Below are 18,390 nucleotides of genomic sequence, written 5' to 3'. Positions count from 1 at the left end.
TTACCAGCCCTCTCAGACGCGCTCGATGATGGTGGCCACGCCCATGCCGCCGCCGATGCACAGCGTGATCAGTGCACGCTTGGCACCGCGACGCTCAAGCTCGTCGACCATGGTTCCGGTGATCATGGCGCCGGTGGCGCCCAGCGGGTGCCCCATCGCGATGGCGCCACCGTTGACGTTGAGCTTCTCGTTGGGGATGCCCAGGTCCTTCTGGAACTTCAGCACCACCGAGGCGAATGCTTCGTTGAGCTCGAACAGGTCGATGTCATCGACGGTCAGCCCGGCCCGGTCGAGTGCCTTGACGGTGGCCGGGGTGGGGCCGGTGAGCATGATGGTCGCGTCGGCGCCGGTGGTGGCGGTGGCCACAATTCGGGCGCGCGGGGTCAGGCCCTGCGACGCGCCGGCCTTCTCGCTACCGATCATCAGCAGGGCGGCACCGTCGACGATGCCGGAGCTGTTGCCGCCGGTGTGGACGTGGTTGATGCCCTCGACCCAGTGGTATTTCTGCAGCGCCACATCGTCGAAGCCGCCCATCGCACCGATGCCGTCGAAGGCGGTGCGCAGCTTGCCCAGGCCCTCGAGGGTGGTGTCGGGGCGCATGTGCTCGTCGTGGTCCAGGATCAGCAGACCGTTCTGGTCGCGCACCGGGATGACGGACTTGGCGAAGTAGCCGCCCGACCAGGCAGCCGCCGCACGCTGCTGGCTCTGCAGCGCGTAGTTGTCCACGTCCTCGCGGGAGAAGCCCTCGATGGTGGCGATCAGGTCGGCACCGATGCCCTGCGGGGCGATGTAGTTGTCGTAGGTGAAGGGCACGTCGGAGAACATCGCGCCGCCGTCGGAGCCCATCGGCACCCGGCTCATCGACTCCACACCGCCGGCCAGCACCAGGTCGTCCCAGCCGGAGCGCACCTTCTGCGCGGCGACGTTGACGGCCTCAAGCCCGGAGGCGCAGAACCGGTTGAGCTGCACGCCGCCGACGGTGTCGGGCAGGCCCGCGGCCAGCGCCGCGGTGCGGGCGATGTCGCCGCCCTGGTCACCCACGGGCGAGACGCAGCCCAGAACGACGTCGCTGATCAGGCTCTCGTCCAGGTCGGGGTGGCGGGTGCGCAGTTCCTCGATGAGGCCGACGACCAGGCTGATCGGCTTGACCTCGTTCAGCGCGCCGCCGCGCTGCTTGCCGCGCGGGGTGCGAATGGCCTCGTAGATGAAGGCTTCTTCGGACATGGGCGATTCCTCTTCAGTATTTGGTATTCGATGCGGATCGACTGCGTCTTGGTCGGAGCGTAGTCCCCGAATTCCCAGCCTAACAGGGTGGCCTATCAACCGGATGGTTGGTCCGTCTGGGGGCTCGTCTCCGCCGAACGTGAAGGTGGCTTCACGCCGACGGCCTGAACGTGAAGCCAGCTTCACGCTCGACCCTGCGACGACGCCCTTTAGGCTCGGGTCCCATGACGGCGCGGATGGTTTCACGGCTGGAGCCCTATGCCACCACGATCTTCGCCGAGATGTCGGCGCTGGCCGCACGGATCGGCGCGGTCAACCTCGGCCAAGGCTTCCCCGACGAGGACGGCCCGCCCGCCATGCTCGAGGCCGCCCGGGCCGCGATCACCGAGGGTGTCAACCAATACCCGCCCGGGCCCGGTATCCGCGCCCTGCGCGAAGCCATCGCCGGGCAACGCGCCCGCACGTACGGGATCGACTACGACCCCGACACCGAAGTCCTGGTGACCGTAGGGGCTACCGAGGCCATCGCCGCCGCGGTGCTCGGTCTGGTGGAGCCGGGTTCCGATGTGGTGCTGCTCGAACCGTTCTACGACTCCTATTCCCCGGTGGTCGCCATGGCCGGGGCGCGACGAGTCAGTGTGTCGCTGGTGCCCGACGGGCGCGGATTCGCGTTGGATGTTGATAGATTGCGCCGCGCTGTCGGTCCCGCGACCCGGGCGCTGATCGTCAACTCACCGCACAATCCGACCGGCATGGTGTTCACCGAGTCCGAGTTGGCCGAGATCGCGCGCATCGCGGTGGAGGCCGACCTGCTGGTTATCTCCGACGAGGTCTATGAGCACCTGGTCTTCGCTGGACGGACCCATCGCCCGCTGGCCGCCTTCGAAGGGATGGCGGAGCGCACCATCACCATCTCCAGCGCGGCGAAGATGTTCAACTGCACCGGCTGGAAGATCGGGTGGGCGTGCGGGCCGGCGGAGCTGCTGGCCGGGGTGCGGGCCGCCAAGCAGTACCTGAGTTATGTCGGTGGGGCGCCGTTTCAGCCGGCGGTGGCGCTGGCGCTGAACACTGAGGACGCCTGGGTGGCGGCGTTGCGCGCGACCATGCAGGCGCGCCGCGACCGGTTGACCGACGGCTTGCGGGGCATCGGATTCGAGGTGCACGACAGCTTCGGCACCTATTTCCTGTGCGCCGATCCGCGCCCGCTGGGCTATGACGACAGCACGGCGTTCTGCGCCGAGCTGCCGCACCGGGCCGGGGTCGCGGCTATCCCGCTGTCGGCGTTCTGCGTGCCCGGTTCGGAGGCGGCCACTCCCGATGTCTGGAATCACTTGGTGCGGTTCACCTTCGTCAAGCGTGAGGACACCATCGACGAGGCGATCCGGCGGCTGGAGACGCTGCGCGATGGGCCCGCTACGACTCGGTAATGGCGTCTTCGCCCATGATTTGCTGACGCAGCCGTTCGGTGGCGATGCTCAGCACCAGCTTGCTGGCGCGCCGCACGATGAACTCCGGGATCGGCCCAGACGGTTCGACGGTGATGTCGAAGCGCACCCGGGTGCTGTCGGGTCCTTCGCGAGTCAGGGTGTATTCGACGTGCTGGGCGCGCTGCTGGGCCGTCGCCTTGGCGTCCCAGACCATCCAGTCCGGGCCCCAGTGGTATTCCAGGATCTCCTTGTCCACCAAGCCCAGAATCTTGATGGTGGCCAGCACATGATGGGGACGGCCGTCCTCGTACTTGTCGAGGACTTCGATCCGCTTGTGCACCGGCGACCACGATGCCAACTCAGACACATCAGCCAGCGCGTCGAGGATCTTCTCCGGCGGCGCGTCAATCACAATTTCCCGCGATGCTCGAACAGCCACTAGATCGAGCGTAGCGCCGCGCCCTGCCAGCGGCAGGATTTCATCGCAGCGGAAAAGTCAGCGACTTTTCTTGATCTTGAGGACCTGATCGCGCAGGCCGTCGGTGGCGGTCTTCATGCCGCCCTTGAGGGTGCTCTTGAGCAGGAAGCCCGGGATCGGGATCGACGGGTCGACGGCCATGTCGAACCGGACCTTGGTCTTATCGCCCTGCGGGGTCAGCGTGTACTTGGCATCCTGCGCCTTGAGCTGGCCGGCCGACACCAGCGTCCAGCCGACGCTGTCGTCAGTCCAGCTGTACTCGACGACCTGCTCGTCGGTCAGGCCCGCCGCCTTGATCTTCATCCGCACCCGACGGGGACGGCCGTCGTCGTGGGTGTCGAGCACCTCAGCGCTCTGGTACTGCGGCGACCAGGTCGGAACAGACTCGACGTCGGCGAGGACGTCGAAGATCTCCTCCGCGCTCGCTTCGATAACCACCTCGCGGGAATCCTTGACTGCCATGGCTGGCACCCTAACCAGGCAGGCGGCGATGCGTGGGGATTTGGTCGCCCCGAGAGTCGCCCCATCGACCGGCTGTCGGTGGCACCATAGAGGTCATGCATGTGACCGTCCGGATTGCCGCACTCCTGGTGGCCGCCACGGCACTGACCGCCGCTCCCGTGGCGCACGCCGATGACGCCAGCTATCTGGCCCGGGTCAACTCCGCACCGGTGGCGATCCCAGTCGCCGACCACGTCAAAGTGACCTCGGGGCACTACATCTGCGCCGAGCTGCGGATGTATGGCCACACCGGCACTTACCGCTCCGGCATCTCGCCGGGCGACCTGGTGCGCCAGCTGACCAACACCTTCTATTACAGCCCTGAGGCCGCCGACGTCCAGATTCAGGCGGCGCAGGCCGAGCTCTGCCCGGAGACGTTGCGGCCCTGATCTCTGCGCGCGCGAAGCACTGTCGGCGGCGCTGTCGGGACGAAGCCCGCCTCCAGCAATGTTCGGGCTGGTAACGTCCAGCCGCGTGAAGACTACCGTGAATCGGCGCATCCGCGCAGTGGGTTTGGCAGCAATCAGTGTGGGCCTGTTGGCCTTTGGCACGGGAGTCGCCGCAGCCGACGACCCGAATGCCGTTCCGGAACCGATTCTGACCACGCAGTGCTCGGTGGACCAGCTAATGGCAGCGACCAAGGTCGTCGACCCGCCGGCCTATGACGCGATCGTGACGAAGTTCAGCAAAGAGCCCCCGGTGCTGCAGGACCAGGTCCGCTCCCGGATGAAGAATCTGCTGTCCAAGGACCCCGCCGGCCGGCAGGCCGAGGTGGATCAGCTCGCCAACTTCTTCCCCTATTACGCGGCGCTGTTCCGTACGCAGGAGTCGGCCGCCCCGGGCATCGCCGAGCAGTGCGGCACCTTCCCGGCTGACGATCCCTCGGTGTGGATCCCCTCCACCGAAGAGGCCGGCGCAGCACCAGAAGGCACCGCCGCGGCCGCGTCGCCCGATGGCGCGGTCCCGGCTGCCACGGGAACCGGCTCGGCTTAGCCGAGGCCGAACCCGGCGCCCGGGCCGCCCTTGGCGTTGAGGTCATCGATGATCGCCTTGACCATCACGATCCCGGGGCCCAGCTGCTCCAGCGGCCCCGGGACGGTTGCGTCACGGACCATGCCGATCAGCAGGTTGTCCACGGTGACCGGCGCCCCGTCGTCGCCGGGCAGCCACCAGTCCTCACCGGCGGTGTCCACGCCGGCAGGCCCTAAGTCGTAGCAATTGAGGCCGGTGCCCCGGCCGAGTTTGCAGAGCTGTTGGTGGGCCGGGGGTTCCGGGGGGAGCGCTTCGGCGGTTTCCCCACTCGGGGGTTCCGGGCTGGCGACTACCGGGGCGGCGGGTTCTGGTGCGGCAGGTTCCTGTGCGGCGGGGTTCGGCTCGGCGGGGCCGAGGCCGAAGATCCCAAAGCCTTCGTAGTCGCCGATCGGTTTGACCTTGACCGGATCGAACTCGATCACCGCGTAGCCCAGCCCCTCGTCGGCGGCCACCACCGTGCCCACGTCGCCGTGGTCTTCGGCGCCCTCGACAACGACGGGCGATCCCAGCCCTCCGCAGTGCGCGGCAGTGAAACCGATCAGCCGCCCGGTGCTGTCGTGGCCCATGGCGGTCAGCGTGCACAGCGTGTCGGCGTGCAGCACGAGCGCGGCCCCGCCGCCGAGCTGGATCTTGTCACTGGCTGCGGCAGCGGTCGGCGGCACGGCAGCGGCGATCAACGCGGCGACGACGATTGGTGACGCTCGTCGAATCGAGGCAGGGTGCACAGCGGCTCAGTCTATGGGCGCGTTAGCCGGTGGCCGCGGATCAACGCCGGCACGTGAGCCTCGGGCTGCGCCATACCCTGACGCTTGTAGCCGGACCTGGTGCGTCGCCGCGGCGAGCGAAGTTGTCGGTGGCTGATGGCAGCCTGGCCCAGCCATGACCAAGGTGCCAGTTCTTCGATTCCACACCAAATACGGCCCCGCACCACTGTTCGACAATGCCCGCGAACAACTGAAAGGACTGAGTGGCCTGAACCTGGAAATACCGCACGCTAAGGCGCGTTTCGATGAACGCGAGATTCCACGGCACCACTTGACCGACTTCCAGCCCGAGTGCTGGGAGGTGGTCACCGTCGAGACTGCGAAGCGTACGGGCCGTGTCACCTACATGTCGCTGCGGCGCAGACTCGAATCCAAGAAGTATCTCTGGATCGTTCTCGCCTTCGAGCACGTGATCACCGCGTGGGTCACGGAGAGCCCCAGCAACCGCGCAACGAACCCGCTGATCGTGAAAGACGGACCAGCTTGGGATGCAGCCGCGGAGGGGCGGACCGGCAGCTTCTCCGGGTGGGCGAACGCGAACGCTCACCGCGACCGCGCGCAACGGGTCCTCGCCGCTGTCGCCACTCTGCCGGAGCGCCCCAGTGGCGAGCGACTCGTTCATGCGGCACAACGCGTCCTCGCAGGCGACGGCTGGAATGAGGCCGCGGCCGAGGCCGGCTGGGCCAGCCGGAAATGCATGGAGGCCGCGATCGCACGCCTGCTCCGGGCGGCCAAGCAGAGCGGCCTGCAGCAGCTGATGGATGATCTCCCCGCCGCCCCGTGAAGTCGCTGCCAACGACAGAAGGCTGACCCGCCCCGAACCCAGTTGACTAAGAACTGATTTCATCCCGACCGTGCGTACACCCGCTCCGATCCGAAATAACGGCTTTCCAGGTCCGGTGGCTTGATCGAGCGTCGACTCAAGGACGCAGTGGATGATCAGCGAGGGTTCATCACGCCGACCCCGGAAACATTTCCACCCGGGGCACAATCCGGAGTTCGCCACGATCCGCCTGCTCCCGCAGGTCCCTCTGGCGGTCGGGATGCAGGGTGGCCACGTACTCGGCAGCGACCACCACGGACCCGGGGACCGCACGGAACTCGGCATCAGGCTCGGCGTGGACATCGGGGCAGTCCGCCACGCAGCACCCGCACCAGCTGTACCTGGCCAGGGCCTCGGGCTCCTCACTGCGCAGCGAGGGCTCAGTGCACCTGCCGTCCATGCTGCGGTAGTGGTCGCGGGGGCAGTCGCACAGCTCGTTCGACTCGGGCATGGGCTGGAGCGTAGGCCGCATCGGTGACACGAAGCGACCAGATTGGGCGCGTACCGCGGGTTCCCCACGGAGGCGCCTGAAGCCCTGAGCCGAACAGCTCGCCGGTCTTCGGGCTTGGCTGGCAACGAACCATTGGAAAGTCGTGGTTTCACCATGCGGACGTACACACAGCACAAATAAGGTCATCGCAGCCCTCGCACACAGCGAACTGCCCCAGACACAGAAAAACCCACCGTCGCCAGTGGGTGCTCTCAGTGGCCAGGGCCGGGATCGAACCGGCGACCTTCCGCTTTTCAGGTGGGTGGAATGAGTGCTGACCTGCGCTTTAACGACATCCATGCGTCAAATACGGCGCACTGAGCGCGACTGACGCACGGCGCCTGTCTGACCACCGGACACAAACCGGACATGGCGACAATGCGCCCGACACGGATGCCCCGACCGACCGTCATCGAATGATGGCGCCGAACGTCATCAGCCCAGGATGATCATGTGTCAAGTCCCTCCGCCGGGCGCGGATGGACTGCTGAACGAGTTGTCTCCAGTCACGTGCTTCGCGGCAAGTCCCGTCGCTTGTAGCGAACCTCCCGAACAACTACGCCGGTTTTCGAGCGGATGGATCAAGTACACCGCCGTGTCGCCTCAACCGGGTGTCGCCAGAGCCCAAGTCCATCCAACTCGGGGTAGCTGACTGGGATCGAGTGAGCCAGATGGTGGACAATAATCTCGTGACCGACATCGACACAGACGCCACTGCTAGTGGGCTCCGCTCGAGTTCTGTTGCCCGCGGACTGCGGAGCGAGATCCGGTCGAGCGTGATTGCTGAACTTCAAGACAAGGTACGCAAATCCAATTACGGTAAATTCCTGACTAGGTTGACGTTAACTCGTGTTCGAGGTTTTCACGGGCAGGAGGTGCGGTTCGATTTTCCTGTTACCGCGCTTATCGGCCCAAATGGCGGAGGGAAGACGACGGTGCTAGGCGCTGCGGGTTGCGCCTATAAGGAGGTTCAGCCGCGTCAATTCTTCGCGAAGAGTGGAAAATTCGACGACTCGATGCAGGACTGGAGCATTGAGTACGAACTGCTTGATCGGCAGGAACAGCAACGCGAGATCTTCCGACGGACTGCCAGTTTCAGGCGCCAGCGATGGAATCGCGACGCGCTCAGCCGCGAAGTTCTGACATTTGGTGTCGCGCGGACAGTTCCTGCAAACGAAAGGGTGGAGCTGCGTCGGTGCGCTTCCACCGGGTTTGCGGTCCCTCCCGACCGAATTTTTGTCCTCAAGGCCGAAGTTGCCGATGCCGCAAAAAAGATCCTCGGCAAGGATATTTCAAGCTTCGAGAGTATCCAGGTTGACGCTAGTGGCAAGGTATCATTGCTGGCTGGAAAAACAGGTACCGGCACGGGTTACTCCGAGTTTCATTTCGGCGCTGGAGAATCCAGTGTGATTCGAATGTTGATGGATATCGAGGCCTCCGGCGAGAATTCATTGATACTGATCGAAGAGATTGAGAATGGCCTTCATCCGGTAGCGACAGTGCGGATGGTCGACTATCTAATCGATGTCGCTCATCGAAAGAAGGCGCAGGTAATTTTTACCACGCACAGTAACGATGCGCTGATACCGTTGCCAACGGATGCAGTCTGGGTCTGTCTGAACGGAGATATCGTTCAAGGAAAGCTTGATATTCGCGCACTTCGTGCAGTTACCGGTCAGATTGAGGCGCGGTTAGCCCTATTTGTTGAGGACGATTTCGCCCGGAACTGGCTTGAGGTCGCATTGCGGCGTTCTACGAAACCCGTGGCGCTGGATGCTGTTCAAATACATGCCATGCAGGGTGATGGAACTGCGGTCAAGATTAACCAATACCACAACGCCGATCCAAGCGCCCCATTCCCATCCAGGTGTTACATCGACGGTGACTCCAAGCAGTCAGAATCGGCCACAGTATTTAGACTGCCGGGCGAGATGCCCGAGACGTACGTCTACTACCGTGTCCTAGAGCGGATTCAGCCAGCTGCGGCCCGCTTGACCGCAGCCTTGCAGCTGCCGCTCACTCGTCAATCCGAAGTTGTCGATGTTGTGACAGGGACGGGCGATACCTGTCGAGATCACCATTTGCTGTTCACACAAATCGGCGAGCGACTGGGACTGCTCGCAGAAGTGATCGTACGCGGGGCGTTTCTAAGCGTCTGGGCAGACGAGTATCCCGATGAAGTGTCTACCCTATTGGGACCTGTTCAAGACGTCTTACCCTTCGGGTAGGTTCGTGCCTGCAAATCTCGAGAACGAGGCTGGCCATGCTCTTCGACGCATTCATCTGCCACGCAAGCGAGGACAAGCTTGGTTTCGTTCGCTTGCTCGCAGAAAGGCTACGCGAGGAGCACATCGAGGTTTGGTACGACGAGTTCAGTCTTCGCATCGGAGATTCTCTCCGGCGGTCGATTGACCGTGGCCTGAGTCAATCCCGTTACGGAGTGGTCGTCCTTAGCCACAGCTTTTTCTCCAAGGGTTGGTCTCAGTGGGAACTCGACGGTTTGGTGGCGCGCGAGATAGAAAGCCAGGGTGTCTTACTACCAATTTGGCATGGGGTAACGCGCGATGATGTCCTAACATTCTCGCCACCTCTTGCCGATAAGGTAGCGGCATCGAGTGTAAATGGTATCGATCAGGTCGTACGTCAGCTCTGCGAGGTAATCCGTCCGCGTGGTTCGACATTGATCATTGCTCGCGATCAACTGATCGACATGGGCTACAACCCGCCTATCGTTACGGATGATTGGTGGCTTGATGTTGCCGCTGCATCGGAGTCAAACGACCTTGAAGGCGGGTTTCAAGAAGCCATGGGCTGGGGTCGGTGGGGCTTTCCGCTACCCGAGCCGTCTCGGGAACCAGACGAGCGCGGTTATCGGCTAGCCTGGGCCGCGGCTCAAATGGAATGGCGAAGGGTTGCTGAGGCGCGGCCGATCACGCAAATCACGCGGCCCGAAGATGTACACGCCTTCATTGATGGCACCCCGGGCCTCGCGCAGGTCTGCCATGAGTTTCCTCGTTACATGCTCGCTTACGCTCCTCAGCTGGCCATTCCCGGATTCGGTGGTCAATTCGAGGATCGGATCCAAGAACTGTACGAGACGTCCCTCGCCCGTGGGCTTGCCTGTCGGCAGCAAAGAGGCCACGGCAATCTGACCAGCGACAGCGCACTCCCCCGGTGCGATGACGAATATGCGCTACGTGATCCGAATTTGGACGCGTACAGTCCTTCTGGCATCGCTTGTCGTTTTGTCGCCGGCGAAGCTGCGGCCTTTGGTCCAGCAGTCCGTTACTACGAATACGCCGAGTACCTGGCGTGGTTCTTATCCGAGCAAAGCATGTTCCTGCCAGATCGCGTGCGCTGTGTACTGACTCAAGGTATGGCGGAGTGGGGGACGTGGCCCTGGAGCAACTACGAACTTAACCCTCTCGAACGACATTTCGGCTACATACGCGGAGAATTCGACGGCCGGCTTCAGGAAGAGCTCCTAGCAGCCAAGTCGATCGCTTCATTACGCCTCAGTCCAGAGGCCCGCGCAGACGCGATTCACCGCCTAAGTTTCAGCGCTCGGCTACTGACTCTGCCCGAGACCGGGGAGACTCTTGCCGAGCGCCTCTTGGCGCCAGGGTTTCTAGGCGCTTACTTCGGGGGGCGCGCGAAGGGACGCTGAGTCGGCGAGCCCTAAGCGGTCGGACTGGCTCGCTACGACCAACGATGCGGTTGGCTCCGTCGCGGACGCACACTCAAGCCGTCTTGGGGCTGCTTCGCGACGAATACATTGGATGAAAAGCGGTTCTCGACTGACAGAGCGATGGGTACGGAGCCGTGTCACGGACAAGCTGTTTCGGGGCTCCCGTTCGGCATCGGTTCGCGATCGTGAACTACGCGGAGCTGCTTGCCGAGCTGCTGCTCGACGCAATAGCCGCACTGCAGGCAGATGACGCCAGCGGAGCGCGGCGCTAGATTTGCAGGCGGGCAACAGCGCTACGGGTAACGTTCCGAGAGGAAGATCATGGTAACTAGTGGCCACTTTGAGGACGAGGACCATCGAGAGTTCTTCCGCGTAGAACAGCGCTCCGGCGAGCATGTCGTTCTGTCACGTGCCGCTTTTGATCTGAATGCTTTCGCGGTAACGGCGAGCGTGCGCTATGACACGCCCGGGTTCATTTCCGATGGCTACCTCAGCGCTGAAACGTCATTGACTGCGATGGAGCTCGTGGTGTCCGGGCAGTGGGTCCGTGTGGAAGGCGGCTACATGATCGCTGATCCCGAAGAAAGGGCTCTCGCTGAACGACTTCACCGCCAACAGCTGGAAGATGACGATTGGCCAATGAGGCCCGACGAATGCACCGACCACACGGAGGGACCGAACTCTCGGGGGCGATGCTGCCGATGCGGGAGTCCCCTCAACGACGAGGACCGCATTTTTTAGGGATCACGGCGGAGCATTGGTTCGTTGCCCGCCACAAGATGTCTACCTCGGGTGAGAGGGGCCTCCGTATAGGTGCCGGCACCGCCGCTCACCTGTCACGTACCGATCCGCGCCGCATCCCTCAGGACCGGAAAGATGCCCGGCACCAAGCCGATAGCGGGCGAACACAAACCCACCACCACCACCACCGAGCGACCCATCCACCTCACGCAACCACATCCGAAAGGCCAGTCGGAATACGGCCGGAGGCGCGGAGCGGCGCAGGCCGTGTTCCGACTGGGACCAACAGACTTGCCATTTCTGCCAAAGTGACCTGAGAGACCGACCGGTCCACGTCGGGACGTGCATCATGGCCGGACCGGCGACAGTCCAGCCGAACTGAAATACCCCATCCTCCCAGGAAAGTTCGCGGACCAGGAACACCTGAACCCGCGCGAAGCATGCCCGGGCTTCTGGTGCGTGGGCTCGCCCCGGTCGAAGGACTGCGACTCAGTCAGGGTCGGGCTGGTCCTGGTCGCCCACGACGTTTCAGCGCATCTCCGATTTGCCGACAGGAAACCGCCATAACCCCGACCTGTGGGCGGCTCAACGGCGCAAGGAAATAGACCCGTACCGCATTCGCGTAGGTGACCATGGCCTGCCCTAACAAGTTTCGCCCCATGTCGGTGATGGTGACCACAACGCATCGGCGGTCCTGCGGGTTCACCGCTCGCAGCACCAAGCCCCGGACCTCGAGTCGCCGGACCTGTCTGGTCAATCGGCTCGGCAACAGTGCCAACGCGCCGGCCAGATCACCCATCCGAACACTGCCCGACGCCGCGTCGCCCAGGATCTCCAGCAGCTGCACATCGGCCAGTGTCAACTGGTGAAGATCGGTCAACTGGCGGTTGAGCACAGTGGTCATGCGCAACACCGTCGCCAAGTAGTTCTGCCACGATTTCTGTTCGGCCAGATCCAGTCCGGGTTCACTACGCGCGGCTCGACCGGGGACGAAACCTGCCATCACGCGATCCGCCTCCCCTGGATCACGAGCGGGATACTCGTTGCCCTCGGGCACGCGCCCCCGCGGTGAGTTCGACCACGTTGGCTTCCCGCGGTTTGGCGCCGGGTCCGTCTACGCGCCATTGCGCCAAAGGGCCGATGTCACCGTCCAGGAACTGACAGCGACACGCGTCACGCCGAATCGCACCGTCAGGAGCGGTGGGGATCCGCATCGCCTCCACTAGAACGATCGAAACCGCTTGGATTCCATAACTTTCAGCGAGTGCGGACTGGATCCGCTGCACCAGCAGCGCCAGTTCGGCCCCACCGATGGAACAGCTGACCTCGTGCACGACCACCAGTTCCTCGGATTCATCGGCGAACACTGCACCACGCCCGGTCAGCAACGCCGCATGGCAGTCCGCCACGGTCGCCTCAAGCTCCTGGGGGTAATAGTGCACCCCGCGCACGACCACCAGGTCCTTACATCGCCCGGTGAGAAACAACTCCTCACCCCGCAAGAAGCCGATGTCACCGGTGCGCAGAAACGGTCCCCCGCCACCGTCGGCGAGGAATGCCTCGAAGAGGTAGTCACTTTGGGCAGACGCGTTCCAATAACCCCGGGCGACAGCGGAACCAGCGATCCAGATTTCCCCGACTTCATCCGGCCCACACTCCAGCCGGGTCTCGGGGTCGACGACCACTACCGGCTGGCGCGGGCGCCCGCACCCCACTATCGCAACCGCGGCAGGGTCGTCCGGGCGGGCCTCAGCGATCCAACCAGAGCTCAGTCCATCACGATCGACGTGGCAGACCACCGACCCTTCGGATTCGGAACCACCGGAGACCAGCCAGGTAGCCTCCGCCAGTCCATACACCGGCATGAACGCTTCGCGCTGAAATCCCGCCGGGGCGAAAGTCCGCGCGAACGCTTCCATCGTTGCAGCCCGTGTCGGCTCACTCCCCGCAATTGCCGCGGCGGACAGACTCGACAGATCCAGTGCCGCACGCTGTGCGGGGGTGCTGCGCTGCACGCACAACCGGTAGGCGTAGTCCGGGGCCAGGGTTATCGTGGCCCGCCATCGGGAAATCGCTTCCAGCCAACGCATCGGCCTCTGGATGAATGCCGACGGCGACATCTGTACGGTGGTGGCGCCGAGGTAGATCGTCGCCAACAACCCGCCAATCAGACCCGGCGCCTGATGCGTCGGCAACCACGACACCGCCACATCGCGCTGATCTCCCAAACCTGCCGCGCCGATGGCCTCCAGGTCGATCATCACGTTCTCGTGGGTCAGCACCACACCCTTCGAAAAAAGCGTCGAGCCCGCCGAATACTGAATCAACGCGATGCTGTCGGCGTCGACATCCGGCGCCACCCAAGCGGCGGCGTCGCCGTCCTCGGTGCCACACCACAGCAGGGGTTCCCCACTGGCGCGGGTGGCCGTAGCGTCTGCCACCAACCGGATGCTGGCAGGCATACTCGGAGGTGCCACTGCGAAGCCCGTCCCCACCTCAGCGATCACCGACGCCAGCCGCGACCCGACCTGCTCAGGAACCGGCACCGCAACGGCACCGGCGTACAAGCAGCCGAAAATACCTGCAATGCCGTCTAATCCAGGGCCATATATCACCAACACCGGCGAGCCGGCCGCATCCAACCGCTGCAGCTGTGCCCCGATGGCTCGCGCCCGGGTATCCAGCTCCCGATATGTCAGCTGACGGCCATCATGTCCATCGCCGTGATGGGAAAAGCTAAATGCGGCTTTCTCCCCCAACCGGGCGGCCTGCTGACGCAATAACTCCACCAAAGTGTCCGCAGTAGGCATGATGTCCCCACACATTCCGACCCCTTGCGCAACGGCCTCGGTCGTCGGGCCAACGATGGACCCGACGACCTCAGCCGACCTTCGCGTGCCTACGAGCCAGGCTGGCCGTCGGCCCCGGTATTGCCGGCGCTTCCGGGCTGGCCGGCGGGACTGCCGGGGCCCGCGCCGCCACCGTTGCCACCGGTCCCACCAGCCCCGCCGGCACCGGGTTGTCCGGTGGTCCCGCTGCCGCTCGGAGTGCCGGCGTTACCTCCCTTGCCGCCAATTCCGCCGTTACCACCGGCGCCGCCATTACCACCGGCACCTTGGCTGCCACCGCCCGTGCTGGTGCCGCCCGCGCCGCCCGCCCCGCCGGTGCCGCCGGTGCCGGCGTCACCACCGTTTCCGCCGTCAAGGCCATTGCCGTTACTGTCGGCGCCGCCCGCACCCCCGGCGCCGCCAGCGCCTCCACGGCCCCCGTTACCGCCTTTACCGCCTTCACCGCCGTCGCCGGTGTTCGCAGTTCCCCCGGCACCGCCTTGGCCACCCGTGCCGCCGGCACCGCCGGTACCGCCGTCACCGCCTGCCGCGGTGGCGGATTTAGCGCCAACCGCACCCCGTCCAGCACCAGCGCCAACACCGCCGTTGCCGCCAGCGCCACCGTTACCCGTGCCTGTCGCCGCGCCGCCTTGCCCCCCGTCGCCGCCGCTACCGCCGGCAGCACCCGTGCTGGCGAGATTGCTGCCAGCTCCGCCTCCGTTGCCGCCGTGACCACCGTCAACACCTCCAGCTCCGGAGCCTCCGTTACCGCCGTCTCCGCCGTTGCCACTAGCACCATTGCTGAGATTTTGACCACCGCTACCTCCGGCGCCGCCGTTGCCGGCGTGGCTGGGACCGATCCCGAGGTTGTTGGTTGGGGTCGCGACGCCGCCGCTGTTGCCGCCATCACCGCCGGCGCCGCCGTTGCCAGACGGTCCCAGGCCTTGCCACAACGCGCCGGCACCACCGGCGCCGCCGTTGCCGCCCGACGCTGTACCGTTACCGCCGGTACCACCTGCACCGCCGTTACCCGCTGTGCCTGTCCCGCCGAGCGCGAGACCACCACTGCCGCCACCGTTACCGCCATTACCGCCCACGCTGACACCGTGATCAGCGCCAGCGCCGCCGTCGCCCCCGGTACCGCCGTCACCGGTGACCCCGTTCAGGCCACCGCCCCCGGTGCCACCGGTGCCGCCATTGCCGCCCTGGCTAAAGATGGTTCCGGCGGGAAGGTGGGTACCGTTCGTATCATCCCAACCGGTAGCGTCGCCGCCGTCGCCGCCGTCGCCGCCCGCGGCACCGGCTCCACTCCCGCTGCTGCGGCCACCCACACCGCCGCTACCGCCGTTGCCGCCGTGGTAGGTGCCGGTACCGCCATCTCCGCCGTTACCAGCGGCGCCGCCGCCGACACCGGCCCCGCCCGTACCACCCATTCCACCGGAGCCGCCGGTGGTCTGGACAGTGTTGTCGGCAATGGCGCCGTCGCCGCCATTGCCACCTTGGCCGCCGGCGCCGCCGCTGCCGCTGCCGCTGACACTCGCGCCACCAGCACCGCCCTTGCCGCCGATGCCGCCAATGCCACTACTGGTTTGGCTGCCGGTGGCGGCGCCGCCATCACCGCCCGCACCGCCGGCACCACCGGTATTGGCCCCCAGGGAGTCCCCACCGGCTCCACCGCCCAGCCCAGCACCACCGTTGACGCCGTCACCGCCGGAACCGCCGGCACCACCATTGCCACCGATGTTGCCATCACCCGCCGCACCGCCGCTGCCGCCTGCACCGCCATTGCCCTGGAAGACGCCATCGACTTGGTAGGCGTCGCCACCTGCGCCGCCTGCGCCACCGTCAGCGCCATCCGCGTCCTGGCCCGCCTGCCCGAAAGAGCCGTACAACTTGGTTCCACCAAGACCGCCGACACCGCCAGCACCGCCAGCTCCGCCGCTACCACCATTGAGATCGCCAGCCGTGCCGGTGGCGCCGGTGCCGCCGCTACCGGCGGTGCCAGCGACTCCGCCGTTTCCGCCGTCGCCGAGAAGGAACCCACTCCTGCCGCCTTCACCTCCGTTGCCACCGCTACCGCCGGCACCACCGAGGCCGGTGCCGGCGCCCACGAAGCTGCCAGCGGCTCCGTTGACCCCGTCAGCACCGGCTCCGCCGGCCCCACCGTTACCGAACAGCCAGGCCACCGCGGCACCACCGTCACCGCCATTGCCGCCGCTGTCACCAGCATCGACACCCACGCCGCCGGCTCCGCCGATCCCGCCATCACCCATGACGGTGCCCCCCGCGCCGCCGGCACCACCGTCGGCGCCAGCGCCACCGTCACCACCGGCTCCACCATTACCGATCCAGCCGAGGGCGGCGCCGCCCTCACCACCATCGACACCCGGGGCACCACTGGCGTTGTAGCCCGCTCCGCCGTCGCCGAACCACAATCCACCGTCACCACCGTCGGGGCTGTCGGCGGTTCCGGCGGCCCCGTCACCGATCAGATAGAGGCCGGCCCACTGGTTGATGGCATTGTCGATGGATTCACCGAAGGGGCTGTTAATCCAGTCCTCAATGCCAGTGTGGATTGGGGTGTAGATCCACTGATCGAAGAACTGCGACAGATCGAAGGACGTGGCATCGGCAGCCAGCGGCTCGAAACCCAGCGAAAGTGCCTGCGTCCCAGGCTCGCCCGCGCCGGACAGCAATGCCTCCCACGCGGAGGGATCAAACCACTGACTGAGGTCGGACCCCGTCGACACCGCATTGGTCGGATCGACCGTCAGCCACGTCGAGGGATCAAACAGGTCCGACAGCCAGTCGAGTTCGTCGGCTTGTGCCGGCGGCAAGGACGCCAGCGGCGTCATCCCAAAGGCCACAAACGCACCGACCGCACTTGCGGCACCGATCATCCGGTGACGGTGCTGCCCCCCGGTCGTAGCGTGACGGCCTTGCCGACTATTGGTGTGACGACGACTCATTGCGAATACCTCTCCTGTGAGACAGTTTCTGTTGGTGATTGAGGCCTGGGGTGCGGTTGCCGGGTAGATCAGCCGAACAATCCCGTCATGAGGTCTTGTAACCAGCTGACCGAGTCGGCGGCGAGCGAGCCGGAGACGCCGCCGTCGTCAAAGAAGTCACTAGGAATGGTGGGCAGCTCAATCCCGAGCGCAGGGGGTGACACGTCGACCGCGCCATAGCCGGTCCAGCCCGAACCGAGCAGCGCGCCAATCGTTTGCCCGAGGGCCTCCCAGGCTCCGATCGGGCCGATGGCCTGGCTGGGAGCGTCGAGATTGCCAATGACGGGAACGCCGCTGAAGTGCAGGCCGACGCTGTTGAAGATCGAGCCGCCGACAGCCGGTACAGCGACGTCGGTGCCATCCACCCCATAGGGGCCGACCGTCACGCCACCGGGACTAAGCAGCCCACCAAACGCGAAGTCGAGATGATCCATGGTCATGCCCGTGGGGAACACCCCCGCACCGTTGATCGCCGGGAGCAGGCTGTCCAGATTGAGGGTGGCACCGTTGAAGTAGGCGCCGACCATATTGGCGAGCGTGGTGTTGAAATCGTCACCGTCGGTGACGCTGTTCAGCAACGCGATCCAGGGGCTGATCGCGGGGCCCAGCGCACCCATAATGATGCCGCTGGCCGGTGACCCCAGGAAATCGATAATCGGCGTCAGTGTTGCAACCTGATCAGCGGGCAGGTAACCGGGAATCTGTCCGAAGAGAACAGCATGACCGCCGACGATTCCGCCCTGGAGGGTGTGCTGAAGCACCGTGGTGGTGGTGGCGGAGCTGGCGTTCTGCAGCCCGTAACCCGTCAACAACGCCACCAGGTTCTCCTGGACCTGGTTGGTCACGGCGGTGATGTTCGACGGGTCGTCGAGCACCTGCTGCCAGAAGTTGGATTGGTTGGCGAGGAACTGCTGCAACCCCACGCCGGGCGCCAGGAAGAAGTTGTTGAGCAGGGTCGTGGCGTCAGCGGACGCGGTGTTGAGCTGGTCGATCCACGGCGCTAGGAGATCCGGCAGGGTGTCGCCAGCGGTGAGAGTTACCTCACGAAGAGTGGGGAGCCCAGGCAGATGCCCCAAACTCGGGGGGGGTAAATACGACAAGACCAGCGCCCAAGAGAACGGCGCCGGCAGTTGCGAGGGGGCGAAGCTTAGTTAGGCAGGGAGACGCCCCCCCCCCCCCGCTTGGGAGCGCACTGTTGCGCGAGTACGCGGGTGTCGTGCTGAGAAGCCATGGATGTTGTCCCTTCGCTGCGGTGGGTGGATGCGCTGAACGTCATGGGCGACTTGAGTGCTGCCGAGGCCGCGGTGGGGCCGGCGATAGTTCCGCGTTCCAAGTGCACAATGCCTCCTCGGATGGGTATCGGCCCGAGCGAACTCAAGGTGAAGG

At 65.1% G+C, this 18,390-nt stretch carries 14 protein-coding genes and 1 pseudogene; 7 read left to right on the top strand and 8 right to left on the bottom strand.

Features of this window, described 5'->3' with window-relative positions; all coding sequences use genetic code 11:
• Positions 1–12: 12 nt before the first annotated feature.
• On the bottom strand, positions 13–1,224 hold the full coding sequence (locus tag NM962_21240; GenBank protein UVO12355.1) for an acetyl-CoA C-acetyltransferase: 1,212 nt from the start codon (positions 1,222–1,224) through the stop codon (positions 13–15).
• Between the two features lie 236 nt (positions 1,225–1,460).
• Between NM962_21240 and NM962_21235 the strand changes: the two genes are divergently transcribed.
• Positions 1,461–2,651: a pyridoxal phosphate-dependent aminotransferase gene (locus NM962_21235; GenBank protein UVO14875.1), complete on the top strand. Its 1,191-nt coding sequence runs from the start codon at positions 1,461–1,463 to the stop codon at positions 2,649–2,651.
• Here the strand turns inward: NM962_21235 and NM962_21230 are convergent.
• Together NM962_21230 and NM962_21225 are read right to left on the bottom strand one after the other, a co-directional pair.
• The gene (locus NM962_21230; GenBank protein ID UVO12354.1) at positions 2,638–3,090 is read right to left on the bottom strand and encodes an SRPBCC family protein; all 453 of its coding nucleotides are present in this window, start codon (positions 3,088–3,090) and stop codon (positions 2,638–2,640) included. The genes NM962_21235 and NM962_21230 overlap by 14 nt on opposite strands.
• 57 nt (positions 3,091–3,147) lie before the next feature.
• A complete protein-coding gene (locus NM962_21225; protein UVO12353.1) occupies positions 3,148–3,591 on the bottom strand; it encodes an SRPBCC family protein in 444 nt (147 codons plus the stop codon).
• 95 nt (positions 3,592–3,686) lie between these two features.
• Here NM962_21225 and NM962_21220 point away from each other — a divergent pair, with 95 nt between their 5' ends.
• Positions 3,687–4,019, top strand: coding sequence for a DUF732 domain-containing protein (locus tag NM962_21220; GenBank protein UVO12352.1), 333 nt, complete (start codon positions 3,687–3,689; stop codon positions 4,017–4,019).
• 85 nt (positions 4,020–4,104) lie between these two features.
• Positions 4,105–4,623, top strand: coding sequence for a DUF5078 domain-containing protein (locus NM962_21215; protein UVO12351.1), 519 nt, complete (start codon positions 4,105–4,107; stop codon positions 4,621–4,623).
• On the opposite strand, the gene NM962_21210 is transcribed toward NM962_21215, so the two are convergent.
• On the bottom strand, positions 4,620–5,387 hold the full coding sequence (locus NM962_21210; GenBank protein UVO12350.1) for a S1 family peptidase: 768 nt from the start codon (positions 5,385–5,387) through the stop codon (positions 4,620–4,622). The two genes, NM962_21215 and NM962_21210, sit on opposite strands and share 4 nt — an antisense overlap.
• Before the next feature lie 154 nt (positions 5,388–5,541).
• Here NM962_21210 and NM962_21205 point away from each other — a divergent pair, with 154 nt between their 5' ends.
• On the top strand, positions 5,542–6,210 hold the full coding sequence (locus NM962_21205) for a hypothetical protein (protein UVO12349.1): 669 nt from the start codon (positions 5,542–5,544) through the stop codon (positions 6,208–6,210).
• 169 nt (positions 6,211–6,379) lie between these two features.
• On the opposite strand, the gene NM962_21200 is transcribed toward NM962_21205, so the two are convergent.
• A complete protein-coding gene (locus NM962_21200) occupies positions 6,380–6,700 on the bottom strand; it encodes a hypothetical protein (protein UVO12348.1) in 321 nt (106 codons plus the stop codon).
• Positions 6,701–7,428: 728 nt separating this feature from the next.
• On the opposite strand from NM962_21200, the gene NM962_21195 reads away from it, so the two are divergent.
• A complete protein-coding gene (locus tag NM962_21195; protein UVO12347.1) occupies positions 7,429–8,967 on the top strand; it encodes an AAA family ATPase in 1,539 nt (512 codons plus the stop codon).
• A 35-nt stretch (positions 8,968–9,002) separates the two neighbouring features.
• Positions 9,003–10,406: a toll/interleukin-1 receptor domain-containing protein gene (locus tag NM962_21190; protein ID UVO12346.1), complete on the top strand. Its 1,404-nt coding sequence runs from the start codon at positions 9,003–9,005 to the stop codon at positions 10,404–10,406.
• Between the two features lie 1,255 nt (positions 10,407–11,661).
• Here NM962_21190 and NM962_21185 read toward each other — a convergent pair.
• A complete protein-coding gene (locus NM962_21185) occupies positions 11,662–12,171 on the bottom strand; it encodes a MarR family transcriptional regulator (GenBank protein UVO12345.1) in 510 nt (169 codons plus the stop codon).
• 22 nt (positions 12,172–12,193) lie between these two features.
• Positions 12,194–13,978 (bottom strand): fatty acyl-AMP ligase, encoded by a 1,785-nt coding sequence (locus tag NM962_21180; protein ID UVO12344.1) that lies wholly within the window; start codon positions 13,976–13,978, stop codon positions 12,194–12,196.
• Positions 13,979–15,886: 1,908 nt separating this feature from the next.
• Here NM962_21180 and NM962_21175 point away from each other — a divergent pair.
• A pseudogene (locus tag NM962_21175) lies at positions 15,887–16,087 on the top strand (hypothetical protein).
• A gap of 946 nt (positions 16,088–17,033) precedes the next feature.
• Here the strand turns inward: NM962_21175 and gjpA are convergent.
• Positions 17,034–18,080: an outer membrane porin GjpA gene (gjpA, locus tag NM962_21170; GenBank protein ID UVO12343.1), complete on the bottom strand. Its 1,047-nt coding sequence runs from the start codon at positions 18,078–18,080 to the stop codon at positions 17,034–17,036.
• Between the last annotated feature and the right edge of the window lie 310 nt (positions 18,081–18,390).

The sequence above is a fragment of the Mycobacterium sp. SVM_VP21 genome (assembly GCA_024758765.1).
Lineage (GTDB): Bacteria > Actinomycetota > Actinomycetes > Mycobacteriales > Mycobacteriaceae > Mycobacterium > Mycobacterium heraklionense_C.
This window is presented reverse-complemented; position numbering and strand designations above follow the sequence as displayed.

Coding starts and splice junctions, on each gene's coding strand:
- NM962_21240 (UVO12355.1), bottom strand. CDS start 1,224: ATGTCCGAAGAAGCCTTCATCTACGAGGCCATTCGCACCCCGCGCGGC.
- NM962_21235 (UVO14875.1), top strand. CDS start 1,461: ATGGTTTCACGGCTGGAGCCCTATGCCACCACGATCTTCGCCGAGATG.
- NM962_21225 (UVO12353.1), bottom strand. CDS start 3,591: ATGGCAGTCAAGGATTCCCGCGAGGTGGTTATCGAAGCGAGCGCGGAG.
- NM962_21220 (UVO12352.1), top strand. CDS start 3,687: ATGCATGTGACCGTCCGGATTGCCGCACTCCTGGTGGCCGCCACGGCA.
- NM962_21205 (UVO12349.1), top strand. CDS start 5,542: ATGACCAAGGTGCCAGTTCTTCGATTCCACACCAAATACGGCCCCGCA.
- NM962_21200 (UVO12348.1), bottom strand. CDS start 6,700: ATGCCCGAGTCGAACGAGCTGTGCGACTGCCCCCGCGACCACTACCGC.
- NM962_21190 (UVO12346.1), top strand. CDS start 9,003: ATGCTCTTCGACGCATTCATCTGCCACGCAAGCGAGGACAAGCTTGGT.
- NM962_21185 (UVO12345.1), bottom strand. CDS start 12,171: ATGGCAGGTTTCGTCCCCGGTCGAGCCGCGCGTAGTGAACCCGGACTG.
- NM962_21180 (UVO12344.1), bottom strand. CDS start 13,978: ATGCCTACTGCGGACACTTTGGTGGAGTTATTGCGTCAGCAGGCCGCC.